Origin of the sequence: Streptomyces sp. NBC_01476, from assembly GCF_036227265.1 — a bacterium.
Lineage (GTDB): Bacteria > Actinomycetota > Actinomycetes > Streptomycetales > Streptomycetaceae > Actinacidiphila.
The window spans coordinates 3715853-3741558 of record NZ_CP109446.1; the positions used below are offsets into that span (position 1 = coordinate 3715853).

Here is a 25706-nt window from a genome sequence, read left to right on the forward strand (position 1 = left end):
CACCGGGGCGTCCCGCACAATCCTCATTCCTCGGGCGCCAGGCCGCCCGAGGCGAGGCCGTCACGGGCGACGTCGGCGAGTCGCCGGCTCAGCTCGTCTACCTTGCGCGTTCCTTCCTCGAACGCAGACAGGGCCCGGAAGACCGAGCCGTACCTACGCTGCTCGTCAATGCCCATACGGGGGATCCGTGCACCCTTACCGTCAAAACGGTAGGTCCCACTGGCACTTGTGGACCGGCGAGCATTGGCCGAGCTCCGCAGAAATCCTTGCAAAAAGTCCGTGTCGAGTTGCTCACTGGCCGAGACAGGTTCCGAGCCCTCGTACGCGACAAATCCGGCACGAGCGAGATCCGCAACGCTGGTAGTGGCGCCGTCCAGTGAGCCCGCTCCGCTGGCCGGCGCAAGCTCGGGCAGAATGGCAGCAAGGCGGCGGAGTTCGTCCCCCAGCTCCTTGCGCAGGGCAGCGTATTCACCGGGATAGTCGCGGTGCCGGGCCCGAAGATGGCTGCCAGGCGTCAGGTCGACGATGTCGTCGAGGAGCTCGATCAACGGCACGTCCGCGACCTGATCGGGACGGGGTTCCAGGCTCCCATCCGGGCTGTTGCCGGTCAGGTCAACCATGCGCACGGTGTGGTTGGTATCCGTACCTCCGTTGTTCCCGGGACGCCGGAGACACCAAAGGTGGACGGGCAGCGCATGAGATGTCGCCGTCCCTGGTGGCAGAGCGACCACTTGGCGGACGACGCCCCGCCGCACGAGTTCCGCTCGAATGCGTCGGCCTGCCTTGCGGTAAGCAACTGAAGCCGGCATGACCATGAGGACTTGACCGCCGGGCTCGGTGTGCGCGTAGGCGTGCTGGAGCCACGCGAGTTCCCCCTCGGCCTTGGACGGAGTACCGAGTTCCCAGCGAGAGTCGAGCAACAGCTCCTCTCGTCCCCACTCGGTCACGCCGACGGGGGGGTCGCAGACGACTAGATCCGCCTTCAGATCCGGCCATTTGTCCGCGCGCAGGGAATCACCTGCCGCAACGCGCACACCTGATCGCCCCATGATTCCGGCGCGGTGCTGCGCGAAGCGGACGCTGTCAGCATCCATGTCCTGGCCGCGGCAACTCCCCACCTCGGAGGCGACGGAAAGGAGCAGCACCCCGATTCCGCAGGCGGGATCGAAAACCGTGGCATCGGCCGACAGTTCGGGAGCGAAGTGACACACAGCACGCACCACGCGCTCGGAGGTAACCTGGTCCGATCCCGCGCGCCGAGCGGAGTCCATGAACCGTTCGGTCAGGCCGTTCACAAGGTCGACGGGTGCCTCGGTCTGCGTGAGCCCCTGCAATCGGCTGGCAACGTCATCCGGCAGTCCCGGCCGATGCTCCCCGGCCAGCACGCCGGCCACCTCTGCCAGGCCCACGATCATCTGTTCCCCGTAAGCAGCCCGCATGGCCTGCCACAACTCGACCTCGGGTGATACTTCCTGGCCTTTGCGCTGCTTGTCCAGCCACCCTTGGACCTCGGCGAGCGCGTAAAGCGGACTGTTCGCAGCACCTCCCGCCGGCGCGGGGAAGTCGTCGTAGCGCCGGCGCCAATTGGAGACAGCAGCCCGAGTGACTCCGGCCAGCCGAGCGATCTCGGAACCGGTGACAAGAGGGCCGGCCGGGGAAGCAACCTTGTCCGTCATGCTCCCAGCGTACACGGACTGCAACCATCATTCGAGAATGGGATACGTTGACAGAATACACACGCTCTGCCATGTCACGTGCTCCCAGGGCAGCCCGAATCGTAGCCAGTCGGCCTGCCGACGGATCGGTAGGTGGGTCCAGTTCGCCGCTCCAGCCCGCGGCGCACGGAGGACGGAATGGCACCACGTACGGGGCTAGCCACGGGCAGAGAGCCAGACAGGAAAGCCGTGACTCGCAGCTGACCCTGGGCATTCAGCGGCATTTGGCTATCTGACGCCCGGTAGCAGAAAGGTGCCGCTGACCTGCAAGGATGCGAATGTCTAGATCGTATCTGCTACAGAAGTCAGGGCACCTTTCTGGTGAGCGAGCGTACAGGGTGGGATCGCCGGCTGTCCGTGCGGGCCGATGGCAAAGGGCTGATCGGGCATGCCGGGGCGGTGCTGCTGCGCGTGCGCACGGACCGTACGGGGCTGACCGGTGCGCCGGCGAAGGTGCTGCCGACTGGAACGGGCAACGGCTGTCGGGACCGCCTTTCTGGCCGACTGCACCCGCTGACACCCGCTTCTCAGCGGACCGGCGGCGGCGCTACTGTCCTTGCGGCGTGCTAGGCATGACCTCATGCACTCTGCGGCACCCCTGCCCCACGTGGATCTCACGGATGCACAGTGGCGACTCCTCGCGCGACTGGCGTCGGGGTCTCTCCCCGACTGCAGCGACCGACACACCTTCGCCCGGGCGTTGGCCCCGGACGATCTCGATGCGGATCAGGCCCGGGAGGACCTGCCGACCCTCCGGTGGATGAAGCTGATCGAGCTGACAGACGGTTCACTCGTGCTCACCGATTTGGGCGCCGCGGTTTATTTCCGGGCTCTGTACGAGTCCTCGCAGGAGAGACTGGGCGAGGTCGCCCGACTGGCCGAGATACGGGAGACGGCAGCTCCCCGGTTTGCACGTGCGGTTCGGCGGCTGGCGGACGGCTCCTGCTCGTTGCCGGAGGCGCTGGCCGGCATGGACGAAGCCCCGTGATATTCGGAAGGGCTCACGTCACCTCCGACCCGTTGAAGAGGACATCGACCGCAGCATGCCGGGCCTTTCGGGCAGAGGCCGGAACAGGCAGCACTCCGGCTGTCGTCAGCTCCACCTCCGTGAGCATGGGGCCGGCCAGGATCTCCTCCAACAGCTCGCTCTGGACGGGCGCAAGATCGGTGAGTCGACGGAGCACGGAGATCAGGTCGATGAGTTCCACCGTCCACTCGTGTGGCCAGCGCTGGGCGTGAATGTCATCCAGGGGGCTCGTCCGTTTGCTGGTCGGCGCGGCCTTCCGGTAGCCGAACCACTTGCCGACGATCTTCATGCCCCCGACGTCGTAGGCCCATACGGCATCGGGAACGGGTGCGAACGATCCTTTCCCGATGTAGAGCGTCCGCGTGGGAGCGTCGTAGTGCAGCCGGTCAGGGATCCGGGTACCGATCGGCGTGAGATAGCGCACCTGCCGCTCGTCGCCCGAAGCGAACTGCACATGGCCAGGGTGCCGCCCGAGGGTCGGGTCAGCGCAGCATTCGCCGTAGGTCGAGGCCCAGAGAATTTCACGGCCGAGTCCGACGGCACGGGACCACAGCACTCCGTCTCGAGTCAGGGGTACACGCACGCCTGGCGTCAGCAGTTCCTCGGCGAACCTCTCCGTGAAGGCTTCGTGCCCTGCCACGGCCACGACATAGGCGGCGAGATCGGTGGCCGTCATCCGGTCCTGACCCAATAAGCTCGCCAGATAGGGAAGAAGGCGTGGCGCCAGGTTGGGCGACCCATCGGGGTGCAGGAGCGGCAGGATCCGACCCCCGCGACCGTTGAAGTGGTGTGTGTCTGGGATGAGGTTCGTGGCCACGACCGCCGGGCCGGAGTCGATCTCATGGGACGACTGCTGGTTGAGGAAAATCTGCCCTGCCTTCAAGGACGCCCACAGGTCAGGCCGCGGGTAGTCGAGCACGCGGTTGTCGGCGATCAGCCACTGCCGGTCGAAGCTGCGGAGGGCCGTGCGTATGAGGTCTGGGCGGACACTCGTCTCTCGACCGATTGGCTGTATCCGAGGGTCATGTCCGGGAAGCGGATCCTTCTTGCTGGCAAGCCTGCGATCGCGCGTTTCTTTGAACAGCATTGCCTTTTCGTCCTGATCGACCTCGCGGATGAGAGTGGTCCATCGGCGACGCAGATCCTCGTCCGAGGGACTGCTTACCCAAGAGCGGTTCGAGGTGATCCCCAGCGTCCCCCACGGGAAAAGATCATCTAGCGCCAGAAAGTCTTCCCAGCCAGACTGCGCGTGCGGCGTGAACGGCCGCGGGCTCCGGGAGTGCGCGTCGCGCCAGCCGCCGTCATCGATACGCACCTCGTGCAGTTGCATGAACTTGTCTGCCCGGCGGCCGGCCAGAACGCGGTAGTGCACCCTCGCCCGGTGGTCCTCGCCCCGCACAACCCCCGCCTTACGGACGAATATTGATATCGCCAGGGGCTGCGCAACGCCGGGGAAGGGGCGAGTGGCGACGTCGGAGCGGTGTCCCTCCGGCGACAGGTTGATGATCCAGCCCTCGTCGCAAGTGCGGCGCAAGTACTCCCGCATACCGCGGCCGCCAGGGCCCGTGGCCCAGCCCGAGGGCGTGATGAAGCAGACCACTCCGTGGCGTTCGTCGTCGTGCGCGTCGAAGACCTTCCAGGTCGCCCAGCGCCAGAAGTACACGTACATGTTCTTCAGAACATGCTCGTAACGCCCGTTACCCGGGTAGCGGAAGGCGTCGAGCAAAGGCACCTCACGGCGGTCGCTGCGCTTCTCCACCCAGCCGCCGCGGTCTTCGGCCTTGTCGTCGTATGGTGGGTTGGCGATCACGACGGTCACGGGGACGTTCGCCTTGACGTTGTTCGCCCGCCGTCGGGACTCGGACAAGGCGTCGTAAGTGGACGCCAGGTAGTCATCCTCGACGAACGGGTTGTCCAGCGTGTCGGTGACGAAGAGGTTGAGTCCCCCGTCGGGCAGCGCGGTTTCGTAGCGCTTCAGCAGGTCGGAGGTCCGTAACTCAGCGACGGCGAACGGTCCCATCTGCATCTCGAATCCGTACAGCCGTGTGGCCAGGCGCGATATGGCGTCCGCGGACATCGCGGGTCCGGAGCAGGCGGCGGCCTGCTCGGCGACTCGTTCGATGATCGTATGGAGAAAGGTCCCGGTTCCCATGGCGGGATCGACGATCCGAACCCCGTCGCATCCAAAGCCGTCGGACTGGCCGAGCCGGGTCCGCAGCACGTCCTCGGTGAGACGCACCATCTCCTGCACGACCTCGTGCGGAGTGTAGTAGGAGCCGCTTCTCTGGCGCAACACGGGGTCGTAGACCGTGAGGAAGTGTTCGTAGAGGTGGAGGTACGCGTCACGGTTGCCTGTGCGGATGGCCGGCCAGTCCACCTGGGCGATGGTGCGGCGCAGCAGTTCCAACGTGACGGTGAACCGCTCGTTGACGTTGTCGGTGAGGAGTTGGAGAGCCTTCCCCATGAGCGCGTGGTCGGCGTCCAGGCGACGACCGATGTCGTGGAGGCCGATCCCGTCATCGAGGACGTCCTCGGAACGGGCCAGCAGCAGCGCGAAGGTGACCGCCTGGGCGTAGCCGTCGGCGAAGGTCACGTCGTCGGCAGACGGGAAGAGCATCCGCCGCCAGTCGTTCTTCAAGCCGGTGAACGGTCGGGCACGGACATCGTCATCACGGCTGGACGAGCGTGACTCGGCTACCAGTTGTTCGAGAACAGCAGCACGCAGCAGCCGACACAACGGAGCCACGTGCTGTACGAGCCGGGCAACGCGCTTGATAGGCGGAGGTTTCCACACCAGGAATTGCTTGAGCAGAGCGTCCAACGCCCCCGGGTCCGCGGGCGCCAGCTTCTCGCCCGCGGTACGGAGCGACCCTGCGAGGTAGACCGTCTCGCCGAACTGCCGGCCGTCGCGGAACAACCGCCACTCGGTGCCGTTGGAGTACAGCAGGTTGGGCAGGTTCCGCAGCTTCTCCCACTGCGCACGGTTGCTCTTGCCGAAGGTGTCGGGATCGACCGAGAGTCCCGGCTTCTTGAGCTCGATGTAGCCGGCCAGCTCACCGCTCGCGCGGACGGCGTAGTCGGGCCGGACGCCGAGATCGGGGACAGGGAACTCGTCGTGCCACGAGACCTCGTGCTGCTCGTGGTGCTCACCGACTGTTTGGAGAAGCGCCTCAAGGGGTGCGCGGATGGAGGCTTCCGGACTCCCACCACCCGACAGTTTGACCTTGCAGGCACGTCCGAACTCCGCCACGGCAACGAGCAACCAACCGTCTAACCCCCCTGACATCTTCCCCCCAAGGATCGAGTCAGGGCGCCGATGCTATCTACGTACGGTCATTGGGGGAAGACGGAACGTCAATACGGTGTCATCCGGGTGTGATGTGACGGTGGATCGTCCGCTCTGTCGGCATAGCGGGGGTCCAGCAGCGACGCCATAGTCGGGCCATGCCACTGACGCGGCGGGTCCTTGAGATGCGCGGTTTCTGCGGTTTCGTGCCCTTCTCCGTTCTCTCGGGCCGGCTGGTCCCTTCCGCCAGCGGAATCTATGTAGTGGTCAGGGCTTCCGACTCCGCGCCGACATTCCTGGCGAGCAGCACGGCCGGTTGGCGCAAGGGGCGCGATCCAGCCGTGAGCGTGACGCGGCTCACGGCGAAGTGGGTCGCAAACGCCGAGGTCCTCTACGTCGGCAAGGCGGATTCGGGCGCTGCTGCCGACCACGGCCTTCGCGGTCGGCTCATGCAGTACGCCCGCCACGGTTCCGGCGGAACCAGCCACCACGGCGGGCGGTACATCTGGCAGCTGCACGACTCCGCTGCGTTGCTGGTCGCATGGAAGCAGACAATCGACCCGCGTAGCGAGGAGAGGGCTCTGCTCGCCGAGTTCGAAGCGCTGTACGACACGCTGCCCTTTGCCTCAGGCATTGACAGCCCCGTGGCCCGGTTGGACGAGGCGAGGCCAGTGACTGGGCAGTCGTCATTTGGTGTGGGAGTGGAGGTCCTCGTGACTGTTTTCGACTGTGAGCGATCACGAAATTCGGCTCTGTCGCTGATCTTGTGATCGGGGTCAGGTCCGATGCAGGATTCGTTTGCGCAGGAGGTCGAAGTTGGCGCGACCGTATCCGGCCCGTTTGATGAGCTTCACTCGCGTGTTCTGTCCCTCGACCTGGCCGGAGCTCCAGGGACTGGAGAGTCCGGCGGTGACGGCGTCCTGGTCTCGGTGTAGGCCGTTGACCAGGGAGTGCAGTGCTGGCAGGGGGTCCTGCTCGACCCGCTCCATCCAGTCGGCCAACTGGTCGCCGCGCCGGTCGCGCATCATCTCGGCGAAATCGCGGACGTGGTCGGTGAGCGCGTCGAGTTCAGGGCAGCCAGCGCGTATCTCCTTGAGGACGAGACTGTCCTCGTCGGTGAGATTGCCCGGGTTGGTCATGATCCATCGCACGATACGGCGGGGCCGTGGTGCTGGTCTGGGTGCCGGCGCGGGAGCGGACGGCGTGAAGGTTCGCAGGTAGCGGCGGACGGTCTGGATGCTCCCGGTGAAGCCGCGGGTGGTGATGCCGCGGTGCAGTTGGGCGGTGTCGTGGCAGCCCTCGTTCCACCGCTGGTGGAGATAGGGCCGGTACTCGTCCAGGACCGTGGACCGGTTGACCGCCTTGACCAGGAGTTCCTCGATGCCGGTCGCGCGGGCGAAACGGCGCACCGTGGAACGGTCCAGCTGGAGTTGGTGGCAGATCGACTCGAGCGAGGCACCCTCACGCAGCAGGTCCTGGACCAGCGTGAACCGCTCCCGGGTCCGGACCACCAGGCGTCGCTCGCGCCCGCAGACATCCAGGTTCCCGACCGGTGTGGGCGCCGGGCCTTGGTCATCGGTGGGCACGTCGGCGGGTTCAGGGGCCGATGTCCTCTCGAACACGGCCCGCACGCAGGCGAAATGAGCGCCGACCGTCTTCTCCACCGCCTCGCCGAGGTTCTTCCACAGGTGCCACGCGTCGGCTACCTGCACCGCCTGCGGGGCACCCGTGCGGGCACCGTCGGCATACGCACCGGCCCGGTCCCGGCAGATCACCTCCACCTCGGGGTGGCCGAGCAGCCAGGCGGCCAGCGGTTCTGCCTCGCGTCCCGGCAGTACGTCGATGGGGCGGCGTCGCTCCAGATCGACCAGGATGGTGGCGTACGAGTCGCCCTTCCGCAATGCGAAATCGTCGACACCCAGCACGCTGACCCGCCCGACGGGCTCCTCGGGGAAGGCCCTGAGCAGGCGTAACAGGGTGTCCTTCGCCGCCGGGACCCCCATCGCTGCCGCGAGCCGGCTGCCCGCCCGCCCCGCCAACGCGAGCGCGATCGAGGTCAGTGTCCCGCGCATCAGCGGGGTGTAACGGGCGTGTGGGCTGGTCAACCCGGTGACCTGCTCGGCGAACGTCACCGTCGGACAGATGCCGTTGAGACAGCGGAATCGTCGTACCAGCAGCTCGATGACCACCCGGGTGCCGCTGACCGCCGCGTCGGACAAGCGTCGCAGGTATCGGCCGTGCACCCGAACTGACGGGCTCTGACAGCGCGAGCACGGCGCATCTGCCGCACGGACACGAGCATGCATCGTGATCTCGTTCGCCGATCGCTCGACCAACTCGACCACGACGCCGGACAGATGGGGCAGAAGCGCCTCGAAACTCCGCGAAGTACACCAGGGACACGATCGCACGCACCACCAATAACAGCCCGATCACAAGATCAGCGACAGAGCCGAATTACGTGATCGTTCACACTCCTCCGCTGATCGGTTTCTCACGGAAAAGCGACGGGTGCAGATCCAATGAGGGTTCTGGCGATGTGCAGATCCCCGGAGCAAGCGGCCCGGTAGGCGATCCGGGTCGCGGTGACCTTCCCGAACACCGTGGCCAGGATCCGGGTCCGGCCCCGCTCGATCCGGGTGCGCTCGACACCGGCCGCGTCGGCCACCTGTCCGGCCCGCCGCTCGCGCACCGCGCGCAGATCCAGATGGTCCTGGAACAGCTGCCGGGTCACCTCGCGCATCCGCGCTGCGAGCAGGTCTTCCACTGAATGCGTCAAGGCGGCGGCGTCCGGCGACGTCAGATCCGTGGCGACCTGCTCGAACAGGCCGCGGGAGGCGGCGAACGCAGTCCTAGCCACCGCCATAGGACCGGTTCTCCAGGGCGGCGCTCACCAGCCCGATTCCCGTCCGTCCACCCTGAACAGCCCTGGCGCGGTCTCGGCCAGGATCCCCCGCTCCACCAGGCGCTTGAGCTTTGAGCGCATGCCCTCCACGTGACAGGCCCCGGTCTGAAGCCCCAGCTCCACGCACACGTCCTTGCACCGCCACGCCGACCCCGACGTCGCGAACAACGCGATGATCCGCTGATAGTCCGGCGAGATCACCGTCACATCACCCGCGGCCTCGGCGGCCAGCAGCGCCACGGCAGCATCGACCGGCCCGGACCCCACCGACACCGAGGCATCACGCGTAGCCACCGGACCGTCGGCCAGCACCTGCTTCACCGTCTCCCGCGTGATCTGCAGCCGGGACAGTTCGGCTTCCGCCTGGGACACCGCTTCGGAAATATCTGCGATCCGCTTGCGCAACTCCGCAACCCTGGCCCGGCATTCACTCTCTTTGGCATCCAACGCGCCCAACAACGACGGCACCACACCACCCCGGCTTACCCGGTGCCCGCACCCACAGCTGGCTCACCTCGCCGACGGTAGAGACCACCCCGCGCCGGCATATCCCGAACTACCGCAAATCACCCAAACGAGGCACCCGCACAAGATCTTGACCCTTCGTCAACTGAGTCAAGCGACAAACGTCGGCGTGCGCCGCGACGAGCGGTCGACACGCGCCGCCTGGTCCTCCGGTATCGAGTTCGACCGAAGCCACAGAAACGAGATCGTTCTTGGTCATCGGTTCAGCAGATCGCTCGGTTCGTAGCGCAGCAGGTACGACCGGAGACCGTGCTCGGTCACTCGGTAGACCGTGATCGCGGCGAGAAACTGCTCCTTGACCATCTGAATCCGCTGTCGTTCCTTTCCCGCGATGTCGCCGATCCAAGTCTCCACATGATCGGGCAGTTTGAACGTAAGCCGATACGCATTCTGGGCTTCCCTCGGTGTCAGCATCCACTCGGCCGCCTCTGCGTGCCCCACGCGCCTGATCCGAACAGGATGATCCGGATGGGTGTCCGCGTACGCCAGGAATCTGTCCCTGTCTGCCGCAGCCAGCGGGAGGATGAAAGGAGCAGCGGGAAAGCCAAGCAGGAGTTCACGTTCGCTGTGCTCGTTCAGCATGGCCACAAAGCCGTCCAGTATCGGACCGGCAGCAGCGCGGAATTGCTCACCCACGGCCGTCGACGCGCTTACGGGAGTGACCTCACCCGTGCCGAGGGCAAGTCTCAACTCGCCGCGCATCCAGGTCACGGGGAACCGCCTCACACCGGAGGGGATCTGTTCGTCGTACAAATCGCTTGCGGCGTCAGCGATGGAGGTGCGAAGCCACTCGAAGGACTGTCCCGAGAGGTCTACCAGAGAGATCTGGTGCGCGAGTGCGTACTCCTGCGCTTCCTCCGTGAAGCCGTTGGCGGAGAAAAGGGCGTAGGAGTACTTGAAGCGCCGCCTGGGGCGGCGCCCAGGCAGCGTCACGAAGTTCTCGTTGACATCATGGACGACACCGTGCGCGTTGCGTACGACGTCCAGGCGGCATGGCGTCCGGTAGAACTTGGCCTCAAGGAAAAGCCGAACCGGCAGGGAGAAGGCCGGCGTAAAAGGGAACTCACCGAGGACATCGACCTGGTGCACGGCTCCACGGCCTTTGACCCGCAGCGTAATGCCGTCGGCTACGAGCTCGTAGGGGTCCTGGTCTTCCCTCACGAGCAGGCGATATCCGCTTTCACGGAGCAGCCATGCAAGCGCTTCCTCCAGAAGGTAACCCCGCAGCATCGCCCGTGTCGCCATGTCTCCCCCAGCACGCTCCGTGTCAGCCCACGATCACGAGCTCACACTTCGCCCATCCTACGAACACCGCTTCGCCCCGTCGCACACTTGCGAGATCTTGCGGCAAAGCGGAACGGGGTAGGCACGAACGAGTCCGCTTCCGCGTGCGGCACGACCGCTGCAGGACGGCGCGCGCAGTTCCTGCCCGGACCGCTCCGCAAGACCACCTCTGAGTACTGGCCCCGCAGCGTCCTGCCGATCCCGGACTCATCTTCCCTCGCGCAGGGGCTGATCTGGTGGCTGGACGGGACCGGCTGGCGGGAGGAGAACGTCCTGATGGCCGAGGACGCGGCAGACCCCCAACTCCCGGCTGGGAGCCATCTGGGAGCCGAATCGCTCCCCGAGCCCCCGTGACACCGCCCCGCCCCCACCCAGCCCAACCACCTGACCAGTAACAACGCCAACCACCCCGCTAGCGAACTCGCCCCGACCGCATTCGGGACGAAGGGGCCGTGGGTTCACATCCCGCCACCCCGACGGTATAGCAGCAGGTCAGAACCCTGATTCCTACGGGAATCGGGGCCCTGATCCGTTCCCGGGGGCGGCTTGGGAGCCGTTGGAGAGCCAAGCCCGGAATCCGGGTCACGGGCGGGGAGGCACCTGGCTCGGCGGAACGTCTGCGGGCCCCACAACGGCGTTACGGTCGCCTCCACGGATTGCCGATCCGGGGGACGCCACGTGCAGGAGAGGTCAGCGGAACAGGGTCCGGGGGCCGTGATGACGTCCGGGCCTCTCGTTGCCGGCGAAAATATCACTCCCCGAGGTCATGGCCCGGCTTCGGCAGGATCGACCGGTCTTCCATCCGGAGAGGTCCCTGCCGCACAGTTTCGGGCGCGTGCTCTGGAAGCTGGCTCGCTATATCCGGTCCAGGCTGGAGGTACGCCAGAGCGCACCGGACGCCGTCGGCGCCGAGTGCCTCGACCTCCTCCGCATCGACCGGGCAGCCCGGGGCGAAGACCTCCGGTCAGGGCACCCTTGTGCGCTCGTCAAATATCCGCAAAGCCCCAGGGCGTTCGTGCCGGATCAGCCGCATTTCGCCCCGTCCGGGTGGGATACCGGAATGGTCCCCTCCAGCTGCCGGTCCCTAGTCTGGCCCGCGCACACTCTGTGAACTCTCTGTGGGGGGAACCGCATGAAACACAGTCCGAATCGCCGTGCCATGGCGCTGACCGCAGTCGTCGGCGCGGCGATGGGCCTCACGCTCACCGGGGTCGCCGTCGTCCCGGCGCAGGCGGCCGACCAGCCGGTCATCGCCCTCCAGCAGATCGCGCCGGTCGCGGTCTCCCCGGCCACCCTGGCCGGGGTGTCGAAGACGGCGATGCCCAACCTCTCGTTCACGACCACGGCGAAGAGCCTGAGCACCAGCGCCACGCTGACGATCGACGTGACGCAGCTCTCCGAGATCGCCAACGTGACGTTCTCGGGCAACTGCATGGTGGTCCAGCACGTGGCCAGCTGCGGGGAGTTGTTCTACTACGACGACCTGACCGGGGTCGGCACGATCGGCGCCGAGACCCAGATGACCGTCAAGGCGAAGGCCGGCGCGCCGGTCGGGTCGTCCGGCGGCTACACGATCAGCGGCACCGCGGACAACGCGGCGATCGTCGGCGGTCAGGGCACGGTGGAGATCGGCGGGCCGGCCTACGACCACGCCCAGCCGACGAACCTGACCGACCTGGCGGTCGGGTCGACCGTCAACGAGCCGGTGCGCTTCAAGAACATCGGCGACCGCGCCGCGGACAGCACGCAGGTGCTGCTGTGGGCGTCACCCGGGATCGGGTTCGCCAAGCACTTCGCCAACTGCGAGTACAGCACCGACGGCGGCCCCATGGTGGCGGAGGTGGCGCTGTGCACCATCCCCGGTCAGGTGCTGCCGGGGGAGAAGGCCGCGCTGGCGCCGGCGGTCCGGCTGAACGTCGAGACGACCGCGTACTACACCTACTTGGACTCGATGATCGCGCCGGCCGGTGACCCGGGCATCCAGCAGTTGGCCGCGGGGCACCAGTGGACGCAGGGGGCCGGCGGCCAGCTGACGCTGAAGGTCATCACGCCCGGAACCGCCAACGACGCGCCGTCCGGCGTCGTGTCGCTGTCCGAGCGCGGCACGCACGGCGACTACCGCATCACCAGCCTGCAGGCCGCCAACACGGCGGACTTCTCGGTGACCGGCGCAAGCGCAACCGCAGCCGAGGGCGACACCGTGACGCTGGACTTCGCCATGACCAACAATGGTCCCGCGACCATCTTCTATCGCAGCGGCGACATCGTCGGCACCGTCGGCGTCCAGCTGCCGCCGGGCACGTCGCCCGTCGGCTCCTCCGCCAACTGTCGTCAGCAGGGCGGTGGGTACCACTGCTCGGGTCAGAGCATCGTCTCGACGGCCGGCTCCGTCACGGACTTCTCCGTCACCGTGCGCGTCGACCAGGTGATCCCGGGCGCCCAGGGCTCTGTCTCCATGGACTGGGGGCCAGCCGGGCAGCCGGCGTTCGACACGAACACGTCGAACGACACGGCGGCGCTCACCGTCAACTGACCCTGCCCGTCCCCGCACCCGGAGGGCCGGTTCCCGCTACGGGAACCGGCCCTCCGGCCTTGACGGGGTTGGCGGCGTGCCGTCCCGGTAACCGCCCCTGCCCGAGGGCGGTTGTCCGGTGGACGTAAGCGTGGACCTCGCGGGCGTGGAACTTCGCCCCTGGGTCCTGCTTGAGGTACCAAGTTCGCTCCCGGTTGCCTGCGGTGGTCCGCCAGACCTGGAAGTTGGCGCGCGGCCGGGAGCAGTCCTCGGCACTGCGGATCCGGCCGACGTTCCGCTCGGCGAAGGTGGGCAAGCTCCGGCGGCAGCACGGTGGCGTGTGCATCGGCCTCGTGCCTCGTGGTGTTCACCGTGCTCCCGCTCTCCAGAGCTGCGTGAAGGGAGCCTACGTTCAGAAGAGGACGGCGTCCTGGTGGTGCGGGGGACGGGTGGACTGCGTGGGGATCGTGGTGGGTTCGCGGTCGTTCTGCAGGACCCACAGATCGTGGAAGAGGCCGGGTTCGTCGCGGAGTTGGGTGAAGGTGCCGTACTGGACGAGGCGGCCCTTGTCGAGGACGGCGATCTTGTCGGCGACGGTGACGTTGGTCAGGCGGTGGGTGACGAGCACGACGGCCCGGTCGGCGGCGAGTTCGCGCAGGCCGGTGAAGATGCGGTGTTCGGCGCGGGGGTCGAGGGCCGCCGTGGGTTCGTCCAGGACGAGCAGGCCGGCGTCGCGGTGGAAGGCGCGGGCCAGGGCGACGCGCTGCCACTGGCCGCCGGAGAGTTCCTGGCCGCCCCACCATTCACGGGCCAGCAGGGTGTCCAGACCGGAGCGCAGCGCGGTGATCACCTCGTCGGCGCCGGAGGAGTAGGCCGCCGCACGGACCGCGTCGTCGGCGTCGGCGGCAGCACCGTCGTCGGCGTCGGTGCCTCGTTTACGGGGCTGGCCCAGGGTGATGTTCTCGCGGGCGGTCAGCGGCCACTTCGCGTACTCCTGCGGTACGACGGCGACGCGGGACCAGGCAGCCTGTGCGTCCAGCGTACGGATGTCGGTACCGTCCCAGGTGATGCTGCCGCCGGTGGGGAGGTAGAGGGCGGACAGGAGCTTGCTGAGGGTGGTCTTGCCCGAGCCGTTCTCCCCTACCAGGGCGAGGACTTCGCCCCGCCGTACCTCCAAGGTGACGCCCTCCAGCGCCGGTTGGTCGGCGTGGGGATAGCGGTAGGTGAGGCGGTCGGCGCGCACGACCGCAGGGCCGGTGGGGATGACGTCGCCCCGGTCGATACGGTGGCCGCCGGCCTCGTCGAGGAAGTCGGACCAGTCGTCGAGATACATCCCCGTGCGGAAGATGATCGCCCCGTAGCCGATGATGCCGTGCAGCCCCATCGCGACCGAACGCAGCGCGAACGTCGCGGTTCCGGCCGAGGCGACCGAGATGCGGCCGGTACTGATCAGGAAGAGCAGCGCCCCCCAGACCGCCCCCGCGGCCAGGCCGCCGGCCAGGCTCCCCAGCAGCGACATCTTCGCCGAGGCCCACGTCGCACGGTCCGTAGTGGCGTCGACCCGGGCTCCCGCGGCCCGGTACTTGCCCAGCAGGAAACCGGCCATGGTTCCGGAGCGGATCTGGTCGGCGTTCTGCTTGTCGACCAGATACCAGCGCAGGTTGCCGAGCAGCCTCCGGTCCTTCATGGTCTCCAGCGACGCCAGATACGTCAGCCGCGCGCCGCGCACTCCCGCGATCGCCTGCGGCAGCGCCGCGAGCACCAGTAGCGGCAGGAGCACCGGGTGGACGGCGGTGAGTACGGCCGCCGCGGCGATGAGAGAGGCGGCTGCCGCCAGGATGTTCTGCGACTGGTTGAGCATGTCCTGGGAGACCTCGACACCCCGGTCCGCGGCGTCCCAGCGGTCGTTGAAGCCCGGGTGGTCGTAGGCGGTCAGCTCCGCGTGGGTCGCCGCGTCGAGCAGCCGCAGCTCCGCCTCGCGGGAGATCCGCGGGGCCAGGCGCGTGGAAAGTCCGCCGATCGCGATGCCGAGCACCGCCCGCACGCCGGCCGCCGACGCGAGGAGCAACAGCGACGGCGCGGCTTGGTGGAGGCGTTCGGTGATGTGGCCGGACGCGATGATCGCGGTGATCGTGCCGGTCACCGCCAGCAGCCCCAGCGCCTCCAGGACTCCCGACACGACCTGGCAGAGCAGCAGGGCGATGACGGAGTTGCGGTCGACCTGCCAGGCCATGCCCATCGCCCGGCTGATCAGCTGGGGCAGGCGGCGGGCCATCGTACGTAAGGTGATGGCGTGGCCGGCGTCCGGTCGGCGGTCGCCCGGGATTTCCCAGCGGAGTTCCTCGGTTACGGGTTGCTTGTCTTTGCCCATTGCGCCCGCGGGGGTGGTGCCTTGCGCCTCGGGTGCGGCTGCGTGTTCGGTCATGGGGCCTCTGCCTTCGGTGACGTGGCGGTCATGAGACGTGGCGGTCATGAGCCGGGGGAACCGGTGCTCGATGTGGTCCCCTGGTGAGGGCGGCCTACGGCGTGGCGCTTGTCTTCCCTCCTCGCCGCTCGTCGGCACCGGCCCGCCGACGATCGAACGGTGGACCCGGAGCCCCCGGTTGCCGGTTCCTTCGCTTCTGCGCTGTCCATCCGGCGTACCCCTCCAGCACAAAGGAGCACCAGGAGTAACGAATCGGGCTGCTTCCCCGCCTTCACAGAGCGCCGGTGACCAGCCGTGGAGCCCGAGACTGCCGTACCTCTCCCCGTCGGGAGAAGGGCGCGTTTGCGGCGCCTTGGAGCGATGTCCTACGTCGAAGAACCCCTCAGTCCCCTTCGAGGTCGGTGACCCGCCTGGCCGCGGCATCGCACTCGATCCGCCCGGCGGTGGGGCGTAGCGGCCGACCGGGTCCTTCCCGAAGAGCCTGGCGGCGCCAGCGCTCCCCCGACGGGGGTCAGGGCCGCATCGCGCGGGGCCGACAGACAAGCGGCGCGTCGGTGGCCTGGTACGCGCTGCCCATCACGGCTGCGGGCGGCCGGAGTTCGTGCTGGATGCCGTGGCGGCAGCCGGGGAGTACGACCGCGGTGGCCATGTCGCCCGAAAGCCAAGCACTCGGACCACAAGGAAATCGTGATCGTCACAGGCGGGCGTATGCCTGGGGGCAAGGAGAGTGGTCCACAGGGGCGCCAGGGCTTGGCGGGACGGGCGTTGTTACTCTGGATGTCCGGGTGCTCACCGGACGCAGGGGGGATCTTGAGCGATCTGACGGCGGACACCAAGCGCATTCGCGACTGCTCTCGCGAACTGCAGGGGATCTACGACGAGTTCACCGGCCACGCCAACCCGGCCAACGGCTACTCGCTTGAGGAGCTGGGAGATTCCCGAATAGCCGGCGCCTTCCACTCCTTCGGCAGCAACTGGAAGATTCACCGGGAGCACCTGGCCGATCGGATCAGGACGCTCGGGGTCGCCACGGAGGACGCGGCGGACACGTACGACGGAGTGGACAAGGCCCTGGCCGATGCGCTGCGCCGGCAGGACGCCGCGGCGAAGCGGCAGGGACCACCGGAGTGAGGCGGCCGCCCGCCCATGAGTGGGCGGTGCTCGACGAGGACGGCGACCCGGTGCCTGGCGACCCGGATGCCGTCGCCCTGCTCGGGACGGCGCTCCGGGAGACCGCTGAACGCATCTGGCGTCAGGCAGGTGAGATCAAGGCCCTGGCTTCGGTGGAATCGTGGAAGTCCGAAGCCGCCGACCGCTTCCGGGACGCGGCGGGGGACGCCGCGGACACGCTGCGCAAGGCGTACCACCGCTATCACGCAGCCGCCCAAGCCATGGGCTGTCAGGTCCGCGAGGGGAACGAGACGGACTGGGCGAGCGCTCTCGAGCAGGCCCAGAAGATGGCGGACAAGGCGCTCAAGGACGCACAGACCGCCGACGCGGATCACAAGACCGCGGTGGCGAAGATCGCCGCGCTGCCGAAGGACACCGACCCGTCGGATCCGACCTTGACCGGTCTCCAGAAACAGCAGCAGTCCGCCTCAACCGCACTCGGGGCCGCGAAGTCCGCGCTGCGGGCCGCGAAGGACGTACGGGACAACGCCGCCGACTCCGCCGCGCAGCACATCCATCGGGCCATCACCCACGACGGTCTGCACGACAGCCGGTGGGACAAAGTGCGCCACTCCGTGGGAGACGCCCTCTCCGACGTGGGTCACACGCTGGAGGATGCCGACGAGACCGCCCTGACGGACCTCGCCTCGATCGGCAACGCGATGGCCCACGACGCGGGCGCCGTGATGGAGATTCTCGGGGGCATCGGGCTGGCCACGCTCGGTGCCGGCGGTGAGGCCGGCGGGATCGTTCTCGATGCCACGGGCATCGGCGCGCTTCTCGGTGTACCGACAGCTGCGGTGTCGGCGACGGCCATTGCGGGCGGGCTGAGCCTGGCGGGCCTCGGCGCAAGCACGATCGCCCACGATGCGGCGGGCCCTGACCGCGTGAACATGTCCTCCGACGGCGGTTCCGGCGGAGGCGGCGACTGGGATCCCTCCGCGGTCGCATCGCGCACCGGCCCTTCGAACGAGCCCGACCCCAGTGCCACGCCACGCGGCCGTCGCACGCCGATCAACGACAGCGACGCCCCGGAGAACAAGCTGGCGCTGCAGCGCGAGAACGAAACGGCCGATACCCTGTCCAAATCGGGGTACGACGTCGAGCAGAACCCCAGCATTCCCGGGAACAAGAATCCCGACTATCGTGTCGAGGGCCAGGTTTTCGACAACGTCGCACCCTCCACAGGAAATCCCCGCAACATCGCCGGCAGAATCTCCCAGAAGGTGGAGGACGGCCAGACCGACCGCGTTGTGGTGAATCTCGCCGACAGCTCAGCGGCCGTCGGAAAGCTGCGCTCCCAGCTGCACGACTGGCCGATCGAAGGACTGAAAGAGGTCATCGTCATCGACAAGCAGGGCAACGTACTTCACCTGTACCCGTAGAACCATCGAGACGGACACCTGACATGGCTATTTCCCACAGCTTCAGTATCGCCACAGCAATGCCGCCGGGAGACGTCGCGCACGCGCTGAAGACCATCGGCGGCGACGCCGGCCTCTTCACGGCGGCGGTCACGCCCGAGTCGCTGCTCGACCCGGGGGCGGTCTCGGAGCGCGGCACGTGGATCAGGGTCGTCGCCACCCGCCCCCAGCCGTGGAGTCCGGTGGTCACGGACCTCGGGATCATGCCGAGCGTGCGGGTCGCGTTCGTCTTCGACAAGGAAGCGGACCTGTCCGGCCAGGAGGATGACGTCATCACGGTGGTGGCCGGTTTGCTGCGGCAAGTCCCCGGGGACGCCGTACTGCTGTTCCACGACGAGACCATCTGGCTGCTGCGGCGCGGTGACGACCTGAGTCTGAACGAAAGAAACGACCTCTGGCCTCCGCGGCGCCTGGCTGTCGTAAGTCAGCCCTACCGCCGCGCCACACATGCTTTTTCCGAGGAGTGAGGGTGGAGGAGGCTTCGGATCAATGAGCGCCGACGGCATATCCGTATCTGGCAGGTCTTCCGCGCCGCGCCCCGGCACGACATCCTATGTGCGGTTCAGAACCGGCTCCTCGCATTACGCCGCCGGTGCCGGTGCCGGTGCCGGTGCCAGTGCCGGTGTCGCTGTCACTGTCGGGCTGTGGCGGCCCGACGGCCGTGTCGCCGGCCTGTTCCTCGGCCATGCGGAATTGTTCGCCGATCTGCTCGGCGTTCCTTCGGGAATCGGCGATGTCATCAATGACGAGTGCAGCGTGGACGATTCCGTTCTCGAAGCGTTCTGTGCGGCTTCCCTCGCCGAATACGGTGCGACGGATCAGGGGATCCAGCGCACGCTGACCGTGGGGTTCATCGCCACGGCCCTGGTACTCCTCGACCGTGCGGGACGCCCCGTGCCTACGACTGTGGCGACCGAACAACGGGCCGCCTGGGCCGCTCTGCGCGACCAGCACGCGGCTGTCATGCCGCGCTGAGCGACCGGGAAGAGCGGCACCGCGACGCCCGGGCGACCGAACTCCCGGCCCGGAGAGGGGGATCCGGGGTCCTGGCGCGTTGGGGCCGTGGTGTTCGCGGTGGGTGCTGTTCGGCAACACCGCCTCTGACCGGGGCGGATGAGCCGGGTCCTCACGCTGACGCACTCGCTCGACGCCCCGTTCGAAAGCGGCGGGAAACGGTCTGGTCGTACAACCACCGCCTGCTCTCATGCATCTCACATCCTGTGCGACCGCCCGCGGGGCAGCCAGGTGTTCAAAAGGGGACTCAGTGAGCAGTGCCGGAAGATCCCGTCCGGCTGCCGCGGCCGCGGTCGTGGTCACGCTGGCGGGCGGTCTCGTCGCGGGCGTCACCTCGGGGGCGTCGGCGGCCTCGGCGGCCTCGGCGGCAGCGTCGTCGTGCGCGACGAACACCTACACCCGGCAGTTCTTCGCCAACGCCACGTTCACCGGCACCCCGAAGCGCACCGACTGCGACACCGCGATCGGCGAGAACTGGGGCAACAACTCCCCCGGCGTGCCCGGCGTCGGCAAGGACAGCTTCGCGGTGCGCTGGAGCGTGAACCGCGACTTCGGCTCCGGCGGCCCCTTCACCTTCACCGCCTCAGGACAGGACGGCATCCGCGTCTACCTCGACGGCGTACGCACGATCGACCTGTGGAAGAACGTGGCCACCACCGTCTCCAAAACGGTCAACGTCACCGTCCCCCAAGGCACACACACCCTCCGCGTCGACTACGTCAACTGGAACGGCGCCGCCGCCGTCACCTTCACCTACACGCCGGGCACGTCCGGCACGTCGGGCCGGGACAACGTCGCCCCGCTCGCGCCCACCGGCGTGAAGGCGGTGTACGACGAGCACGCCGGCTCTGCCACCCTCACATGGGCGCCCAACAAGGAGATGGATCTGGCCTCCTACCCCTACCAGGTGTACCGGCAGATCTATGCCGGCGGCTGGATTCCCATGGGGTCGCTCAACAAGACCACGTGGACCGATCCCGACGTGCCGCAGGACGGCAGGCCGCGCCAGTACACCGTCCAGGCCACCGACCGGGTCGGGAACGTCTCCGTGGGAGCCCCCGTGCTGACGGTCACCCCGCCCGACACCACCACGCCGACGGCGCCCGTCCTCGCCGTCTATCACCGGGTGGGCACCGCCAACTTCCTTGACATCAGCTGGGACCAGCCCTCCAACCGCACCCAGTCGGAGCTGCGCGCCGGCGGCACCCTCGCCCTCTACCGCTCCACCGGCGGCACCCTCGGCGGCAGCCCCGAACGCATCGCCACGGTGACGGCGGCCTCACCTTCGGTCGACGACTACATGGACGAACTCCCGTTCGACGGCACCAGCTACACCTACGCCGCCGTGGTCACCGACGCAGCGGGCAACGTGTCCCCGATGTCGAAGCCGGTCACGGCGACCCCGGACAGCGTTCCCCCGCCCGCACTCACCGGCCTGACCGCGACACCGCGCGCGGACGGCGTCGTACTGAGCTGGGACCTCCCCGCCGAGAGCGGCCTGAGCTACGTCGCCGCCCGTGTCGTACGGCGCCCCGACGGCAGCATCTCCTACAACGGCACCGGCTGCCAGGACGCCGGGACCACCTTTCCCGAAAGGGATGTGCCGAACGCGCTGCTGTGCGCGCGACCTTCGGACGGCGAAACTGTGACCTTCTTCGTCGCGGCGATCGACCCGTGGGGCAACCACATCGCCTGGAGCGACGCCCCCACCGTCACCGTCACCGAACCCGACAACAGGCCCGACGACGCCCGCGGTGAGCAAACCGGCCCGCTCACCGTCGTCAAACGGGAAAGCACGGGCAACCTCGGCTACGTGCGATGGACGTGCGACGACGAGGCCCTCTGCGCCGGCGTCGCCGAGTACGACGTGGACACCTGGAATCCGACCACTCACACCTACACACGGCTCAAAACCGTTGCGGGCTCCAAAGGCCCCCAGTACGAGACGTTCCTGCCGGCGGCCCTCGGCGACACGACGTACTTCCGGATCACGGCAGTCCTCGCCGACGGCACGATCGCGGCGGTGGTCCACAGCGCGGCGACGCGCGGCTACTCCCTATGAGGGCGGGGGCCGTTGCCGGCCCTGAGCGCCGCGGATGGCCGCGCCGATCACACGTGATCCCGCACCGGTCCCGTACCGATCACGCGCCGGACGGAGCAGATGACCTGCCTGCCGTCCGCGGCGGGCGCCGCGGAGGTCTTCACCCGTGCGCGGTCCCGCTCCTCTCGGGTCGCGCGCCGGCAGGCGGTCCGGCTCTCCCCCCGTCACTCCGCGGCCGTCCTCAACGCCAGGGCGGCGTCCCGGACATCGGGGTGAGGGTGGCGGCGAAGGGCGCGCAACTGGGCGCGCCAGTCCTGCGGCCAACGGGTGCGCGAACCCAGCGCGTGCGTGAGGGCGACGGCGAGTATCCCGCCTGCGTGGTCGGCGTTCGCGATGAGCCGCTGCACCGCGATCAGCAGCACGAGCGGATCGCCGGGACGGCGGGCGGTGTTGAGCCGGCTGCGGAGGGTCTCCGCGGTACGGGCGGCCAGCGCGGGGCGGTCGGTGTGGAGGGCCGCCAAACGGTCCAGTGAGGCGAGCACCACCGCCGGCTTCTCGTCGAGACCGAGGGCCGTGACGGCCAGATGAGTTCCCTGTGGCACGAAGTCCGTCGTCGCGCAGAGGAGTTCGGACGCGCGCACAGCCGCCGTCCGGGATGCCTCGACCTGACGCATCGTCACAGCGGTCGACAATCGTCCGACCAAGTGATCGATACGCTGCCGGGCCGGTCGGTCCCGCTCGCTCTCTGCGTCCAAGTGGAGTGCGGGGGCCTCCGCTTCCGCGGCTACGAGCTGCGCCAGTGCCTCCAGCAGCGGCTCCGAGCCGCCGGCCGAGGCGGTCAGCTCCACCAGCCCGTCCGCAGCCGCCCTCCAGGACGAGCGGTTGTCCAGGTCGACGGTGCGGGCCAGCAGGAGTGGTACGGCTTCGGGGTACCACGGCGACCAGCTCGCGAGCAGACCCGTCGCGGCAGCCGCGGTCTCCACGTCGCCGCTGCCCGCCACCCGGCCCACCAGCCGCGCGTAACGCGACAGGTCAGCGGCCCGGAGTTCGTACGGCCTGACACGCAGCAGCGCGGACTGGATGACCGGGGGGCCGTCGGCGGCGCGTTCGAGAAGTCTCCAGGCCGGCGGTGCGGGCAGCAGCTCGGCGGCGACGGGCACGCAGGCTGCCTGCACGTCGGGGTGTTGGCCGGGAATGCCGAAGGCCCGGCGAGCCGGCGCGCGGCCTCGTCGAGCACGAGGCCGGGGTGGCGGCGGGCGAGCGGGCGCCAGCGCGCCACCGCCGGGAAGAGCTCTGGAAGCAGCCGCTCCACGGCCTCGGCTCCGCACCCCGGAAGCAGCCGCGCGGCTTCCGCGTCCCCCCACCGGTCACGCACGGTGGAGACCAGCCGTTCCGCCAGATCGGTGCGCCCGCCGGAGACGACCACGGTGGCGATCTGCCGGCGTACGGCCACCGGGGCATCGTCCATCGCCCGCTCCAGGGCGGCGTCGCCGATCGGCAGGTGGAGCGTGGCCTTGAGCGCGTGGGCGCGGACGGTGGCATCGGAATCCGCAAGCCGGGCCTCCAGGAAACCGACGGTCCCCAGCGACGGTCGCGGCGACGACGGCAAGGCCGCGTCCGTAGTGCCCGCGCGCCGCCAACTCGTCCAGCAGCGGCCGGATTTCCTCTTGCCCGTGACTGCTCCGGACCTGGTCCCGCGTCCAGGTGGCGAGCGCGCGCATGCGGGCCGGGTACACGAGCGGGTCGAGGGTCGCGAAGAGGTCTTCGACGGCGACGCGGGGATCGTGAGGCTCCATGGACATGCGCGCCATTCTGTTGGCGCCGGGCCCTTCGTTCACAAGGGTTTTCGTGCGGTCGGCGCCGGTGCGGGTGCCGGCGACGGCGACGGCGACGGCGACGGCACGGTGGCCGCGCCGACCGACGGCCCTACCGAATCGGCGATCCGGGTCATGACCGGGGGTACGGGCCGCCTCGCGGACTTACCCCCGGGCAGGTCCGCGCCGCTGTTCGGACTGCCTCGGGATCTGCCCCCGGTCGGCGCCTCCGAGGTCGGAAAGGCTCTCCCGGGGTCTGGCCGACCGCCGCCGAGGCGGAAGAAGGCGTGGCGGGCATCGAGCCGGAGTACCTGCTGCACGGCGGCCTGTTCGGGTGGGGTTACGACCCCGACGGCGACACCGCCTTCTGGAGCACCGCCGGTGAGCCGGCGGAGTGGCCGGTCGTCATCTTCCGCAGGCGGTCCCGGTCCCGGTGAGCCCGCGTGGAGCCGTTACCACTGCGGCATCGCGGAGTTCCTGGTGCGCACCTTCCAAGGGCGCCTTCGGCGCGACCCGTTCAGCGGCGACGACCTGTGGCGGAACGGGTCCCCGGGCTTCCGTTGGGACTGAGCCGGGGAGTTGCCCCGGCCCGAACAGGCCGACGAGCGAAAGCCGGGGGACGAGGACGCGCCGGCCCGCTCGGCGTTGCTGGCCCGGCTCCCGCAGGACCGACCGGGTTCCGCACGGCAGTGGGCTGGAGTCCCACCGAGGGGCCCTTCGACGTGAAGGTCCGGCCCGGGCACCGGCCGTTGTCAGTGCGTGCGGATACCGTGGCGGACATGGGGACAGGGATCGCGTACGTACGCGGGGACGCGACGACACCGCTGGGCAAGGGTCCGAAGGTGATCGCCCACGTCTGCAACGACATGGGCGGCTGGGGCAAGGGCTTCGTGCTGGCCATCTCCAAGCGCTGGCCCGAACCGGAGGCCGCCTATCGGCGATGGCACCGGGAGCGCGCGAAGAACGACTTCAGGCTGGGCGCTGTGCAGGTCGTCCAGGTGGACCGACTGCTGTGGGTGGCCAACATGATCGGCCAGCACGGCACGCGCACCGGCAGCAAGGGCGTGCCCGTGCGCTACGACGCGATCGACACGGCCCTCGGGGCTGTCGCGGCCCGGGCCGCGGAGTTGAATGCCTCGGTCCATATGCCGCGGATCGGCTGTGGCCTGGCAGGCGGCAAGTGGGAGCGCGTCGAACCATCGATCACCGCACGTCTCGTCACCGCCGGCGTACCGGTCACCGTCTACGACCACGGCTGACCAGCACGTCACAAGCGTGCCGTCGATGTCGAGGGACCGGCCTGGCAGGTCGCGCCCCCGGCGCGGGCCACGGAGATGCCGGTCCTCGCTCAGTCCCCTTCCGGGCGCGGGCCTCAGCCGGCGCCACCAGCAGAATCACCTCCCCGTGGCGCGCCCCCTCCCGCACCTGCGCCGCCAACGGAACCGGCCCGACGCCCTGACGTGCCGGTCGGGGCCGTCACCGCGCGGCGCGCAGGGTTCACGCATGCAGAAGCCGCACTCCGGACCCGGGGGCCCTCGATCGAACCGGGACGCCAGGGCGCTGCCGGAACCGATCCGAAGGACGCCGAGTACGTCGGCGATGACCTTCTCCGGCTCTCGATGTGCTGTGGCACCGGTTCTGCGGGGACTCCCGTCGGCGCCGTTCCCTCCCTCGGCTCGACGGTGCCGACGCTGTCGGGCTGGTCTGACATTGATCCGCCGACGCCAGGCCGGCTCCCTCACCCGCCACGGCGATCTGGGCGGGCCGCCAGAGGACGGTAGTGGATCACCGCGAGAGCGCGCGGGTACGTGCCGGCTGGGGCTGCCGGACCCATCGAGCTGGAGCGCCGACGGTACATGCCGGCGTGGAGGTTCACCGCGCGACGGTCAGGTGGGGTGCCGGCACGTCATCGCCCGGCTGAGGAGGCGTTCAGGCGGGCTGCCAGAGTTCGATCCGGTTGCCTTCGGGGTCGGTGACCCAGGCGAATCGGCCGACGCCCTCCATGTCCTGGGTCGCCTCGTCCACGTCCGCTCCCGCGGCGCGCAGTTGCGCGAGCATCGCATCCAGGTCGCGGACGCGGAAGTTGAGCATGCTGCTCTGCTGGGCGCGGGGGCCGAAGTAGTCGGTCCCGGACTCGAACGTCGCGAACACCGTCGGTCCGGCCTCCTGCCGCCACAGGCCGTTCTCGTCGGCATCCAGGCCGAGGCAGTCGCGGTACCAGGCGCCCAAGGCCGCCGGGTCCGCAGCACGCATGAAGTAACCGCCGATACCAAGCACACGTTCCATGCCGCCATCCTGCCGGATGCCGGTCGGACCCGTCGGCCACACCACCGCCCGCTGCGTCGCGTGCCAGTGACGCGGGCGGTGCGTTCGGCAACCACGTCGTGGGGGCCAGCTGCCGGGCGATGCGTTGGCGCACCCGCACCCGGCTGACCTGCTCCCGCGCACCGAGGGGCGTTCGGCGACATCGGGCAGAGGCGGGCACGCCTCCTGCTCCGCCGACCCAGCCGTGCGGGGGCCAGCACAGCGCAGCGGATGGTCCGGCAGCCGCGCGCGTCGCACGC

General features: G+C 68.8%; 19 protein-coding genes. 10 read left to right on the top strand and 9 right to left on the bottom strand.

What is annotated here, in order from left to right; genetic code table 11:
• Window positions 1-23 precede the first annotated feature (23 nt).
• On the bottom strand, window positions 24-1676 hold the full coding sequence (locus OG552_RS16215; RefSeq protein WP_329133535.1) for an HsdM family class I SAM-dependent methyltransferase: 1653 nt from the start codon (window positions 1674-1676) through the stop codon (window positions 24-26).
• 799 nt (window positions 1677-2475) lie between these two features.
• Here OG552_RS16215 and OG552_RS16220 point away from each other — a divergent pair.
• Window positions 2476-2703 (top strand): hypothetical protein, encoded by a 228-nt coding sequence (locus OG552_RS16220; RefSeq protein ID WP_329133537.1) that lies wholly within the window; start codon window positions 2476-2478, stop codon window positions 2701-2703.
• A 13-nt stretch (window positions 2704-2716) separates the two neighbouring features.
• Here the strand turns inward: OG552_RS16220 and OG552_RS16225 are convergent, their stop codons facing one another.
• A complete protein-coding gene (locus OG552_RS16225; protein WP_329133539.1) occupies window positions 2717-5992 on the bottom strand; it encodes a type ISP restriction/modification enzyme in 3276 nt (1091 codons plus the stop codon).
• Window positions 5993-6186: 194 nt separating this feature from the next.
• Between OG552_RS16225 and OG552_RS16230 the strand changes: the two genes are divergently transcribed.
• Window positions 6187-6798 (top strand): hypothetical protein, encoded by a 612-nt coding sequence (locus OG552_RS16230; RefSeq protein ID WP_329133541.1) that lies wholly within the window; start codon window positions 6187-6189, stop codon window positions 6796-6798.
• A gap of 6 nt (window positions 6799-6804) precedes the next feature.
• Here the strand turns inward: OG552_RS16230 and OG552_RS16235 are convergent, their stop codons facing one another.
• From OG552_RS16235 to OG552_RS16250, 4 genes are all read right to left on the bottom strand, one after another.
• Complete coding sequence (locus tag OG552_RS16235; RefSeq protein WP_329133543.1) at window positions 6805-8334, bottom strand: ISL3 family transposase; 1530 nt, start codon at window positions 8332-8334, stop codon at window positions 6805-6807.
• Window positions 8335-8522: 188 nt separating this feature from the next.
• A complete protein-coding gene (locus OG552_RS16240; protein WP_329133545.1) occupies window positions 8523-8888 on the bottom strand; it encodes a hypothetical protein in 366 nt (121 codons plus the stop codon).
• A 30-nt stretch (window positions 8889-8918) separates the two neighbouring features.
• Window positions 8919-9401: a hypothetical protein gene (locus OG552_RS16245; protein WP_329133547.1), complete on the bottom strand. Its 483-nt coding sequence runs from the start codon at window positions 9399-9401 to the stop codon at window positions 8919-8921.
• A gap of 252 nt (window positions 9402-9653) precedes the next feature.
• Complete coding sequence (locus tag OG552_RS16250; protein WP_329133549.1) at window positions 9654-10703, bottom strand: hypothetical protein; 1050 nt, start codon at window positions 10701-10703, stop codon at window positions 9654-9656.
• 1198 nt (window positions 10704-11901) lie between these two features.
• On the opposite strand from OG552_RS16250, the gene OG552_RS16255 reads away from it, so the two are divergent.
• A complete protein-coding gene (locus tag OG552_RS16255; protein ID WP_329133551.1) occupies window positions 11902-13275 on the top strand; it encodes a hypothetical protein in 1374 nt (457 codons plus the stop codon).
• Between the two features lie 391 nt (window positions 13276-13666).
• Here OG552_RS16255 and OG552_RS16260 read toward each other — a convergent pair whose 3' ends face one another.
• Complete coding sequence (locus OG552_RS16260) at window positions 13667-15679, bottom strand: ABC transporter ATP-binding protein (RefSeq protein WP_329133553.1); 2013 nt, start codon at window positions 15677-15679, stop codon at window positions 13667-13669.
• An 810-nt stretch (window positions 15680-16489) separates the two neighbouring features.
• On the opposite strand from OG552_RS16260, the gene OG552_RS16265 reads away from it, so the two are divergent.
• From OG552_RS16265 to OG552_RS16285, 5 genes are all read left to right on the top strand, one after another.
• Window positions 16490-16810, top strand: coding sequence for a hypothetical protein (locus OG552_RS16265; RefSeq protein WP_329133555.1), 321 nt, complete (start codon window positions 16490-16492; stop codon window positions 16808-16810).
• A 26-nt stretch (window positions 16811-16836) separates the two neighbouring features.
• Entirely contained in the window at window positions 16837-18234 is a 1398-nt protein-coding gene (locus tag OG552_RS16270) for a hypothetical protein (RefSeq protein ID WP_329133557.1), read from the top strand.
• Between the two features lie 23 nt (window positions 18235-18257).
• Window positions 18258-18740 carry a SitI3 family protein gene (locus OG552_RS16275; RefSeq protein ID WP_329133559.1) on the top strand — a complete coding sequence of 161 codons (483 nt, stop codon included), beginning with the start codon at window positions 18258-18260 and terminating at the stop codon, window positions 18738-18740.
• Between the two features lie 22 nt (window positions 18741-18762).
• Window positions 18763-19248: a DUF6086 family protein gene (locus OG552_RS16280; protein ID WP_329133561.1), complete on the top strand. Its 486-nt coding sequence runs from the start codon at window positions 18763-18765 to the stop codon at window positions 19246-19248.
• A 289-nt stretch (window positions 19249-19537) separates the two neighbouring features.
• On the top strand, window positions 19538-21349 hold the full coding sequence (locus OG552_RS16285) for a PA14 domain-containing protein (protein WP_329133563.1): 1812 nt from the start codon (window positions 19538-19540) through the stop codon (window positions 21347-21349).
• A 203-nt stretch (window positions 21350-21552) separates the two neighbouring features.
• Here OG552_RS16285 and OG552_RS16290 read toward each other — a convergent pair whose 3' ends face one another.
• Entirely contained in the window at window positions 21553-22503 is a 951-nt protein-coding gene (locus OG552_RS16290; protein WP_329133564.1) for a hypothetical protein, read from the bottom strand.
• Window positions 22504-23429: 926 nt separating this feature from the next.
• Between OG552_RS16290 and OG552_RS16295 the strand changes: the two genes are divergently transcribed.
• Window positions 23430-23579: a hypothetical protein gene (locus tag OG552_RS16295; RefSeq protein WP_329133567.1), complete on the top strand. Its 150-nt coding sequence runs from the start codon at window positions 23430-23432 to the stop codon at window positions 23577-23579.
• Window positions 23580-23921: 342 nt separating this feature from the next.
• A complete protein-coding gene (locus OG552_RS16300) occupies window positions 23922-24401 on the top strand; it encodes a macro domain-containing protein (protein WP_329133569.1) in 480 nt (159 codons plus the stop codon).
• A 670-nt stretch (window positions 24402-25071) separates the two neighbouring features.
• Here the strand turns inward: OG552_RS16300 and OG552_RS16305 are convergent.
• A complete protein-coding gene (locus tag OG552_RS16305; RefSeq protein ID WP_329133571.1) occupies window positions 25072-25428 on the bottom strand; it encodes a VOC family protein in 357 nt (118 codons plus the stop codon).
• Window positions 25429-25706 lie beyond the last annotated feature (278 nt).

What these genes read in the sequence shown, in the direction of transcription:
- OG552_RS16215 (WP_329133535.1), bottom strand. Translation starts at nt 1,676, where the DNA reads ATGACGGACAAGGTTGCTTCCCCGGCCGGCCCTCTTGTCACCGGTTCC.
- OG552_RS16220 (WP_329133537.1), top strand. Translation starts at nt 2,476, where the DNA reads ATGAAGCTGATCGAGCTGACAGACGGTTCACTCGTGCTCACCGATTTG.
- OG552_RS16230 (WP_329133541.1), top strand. Translation starts at nt 6,187, where the DNA reads ATGCCACTGACGCGGCGGGTCCTTGAGATGCGCGGTTTCTGCGGTTTC.
- OG552_RS16235 (WP_329133543.1), bottom strand. Translation starts at nt 8,334, where the DNA reads ATGCATGCTCGTGTCCGTGCGGCAGATGCGCCGTGCTCGCGCTGTCAG.
- OG552_RS16250 (WP_329133549.1), bottom strand. Translation starts at nt 10,703, where the DNA reads ATGGCGACACGGGCGATGCTGCGGGGTTACCTTCTGGAGGAAGCGCTT.
- OG552_RS16255 (WP_329133551.1), top strand. Translation starts at nt 11,902, where the DNA reads ATGGCGCTGACCGCAGTCGTCGGCGCGGCGATGGGCCTCACGCTCACC.
- OG552_RS16260 (WP_329133553.1), bottom strand. Translation starts at nt 15,679, where the DNA reads ATGACCGAACACGCAGCCGCACCCGAGGCGCAAGGCACCACCCCCGCG.
- OG552_RS16275 (WP_329133559.1), top strand. Translation starts at nt 18,258, where the DNA reads ATGGCTATTTCCCACAGCTTCAGTATCGCCACAGCAATGCCGCCGGGA.
- OG552_RS16280 (WP_329133561.1), top strand. Translation starts at nt 18,763, where the DNA reads ATGAGCGCCGACGGCATATCCGTATCTGGCAGGTCTTCCGCGCCGCGC.
- OG552_RS16300 (WP_329133569.1), top strand. Translation starts at nt 23,922, where the DNA reads ATGGGGACAGGGATCGCGTACGTACGCGGGGACGCGACGACACCGCTG.
- OG552_RS16305 (WP_329133571.1), bottom strand. Translation starts at nt 25,428, where the DNA reads ATGGAACGTGTGCTTGGTATCGGCGGTTACTTCATGCGTGCTGCGGAC.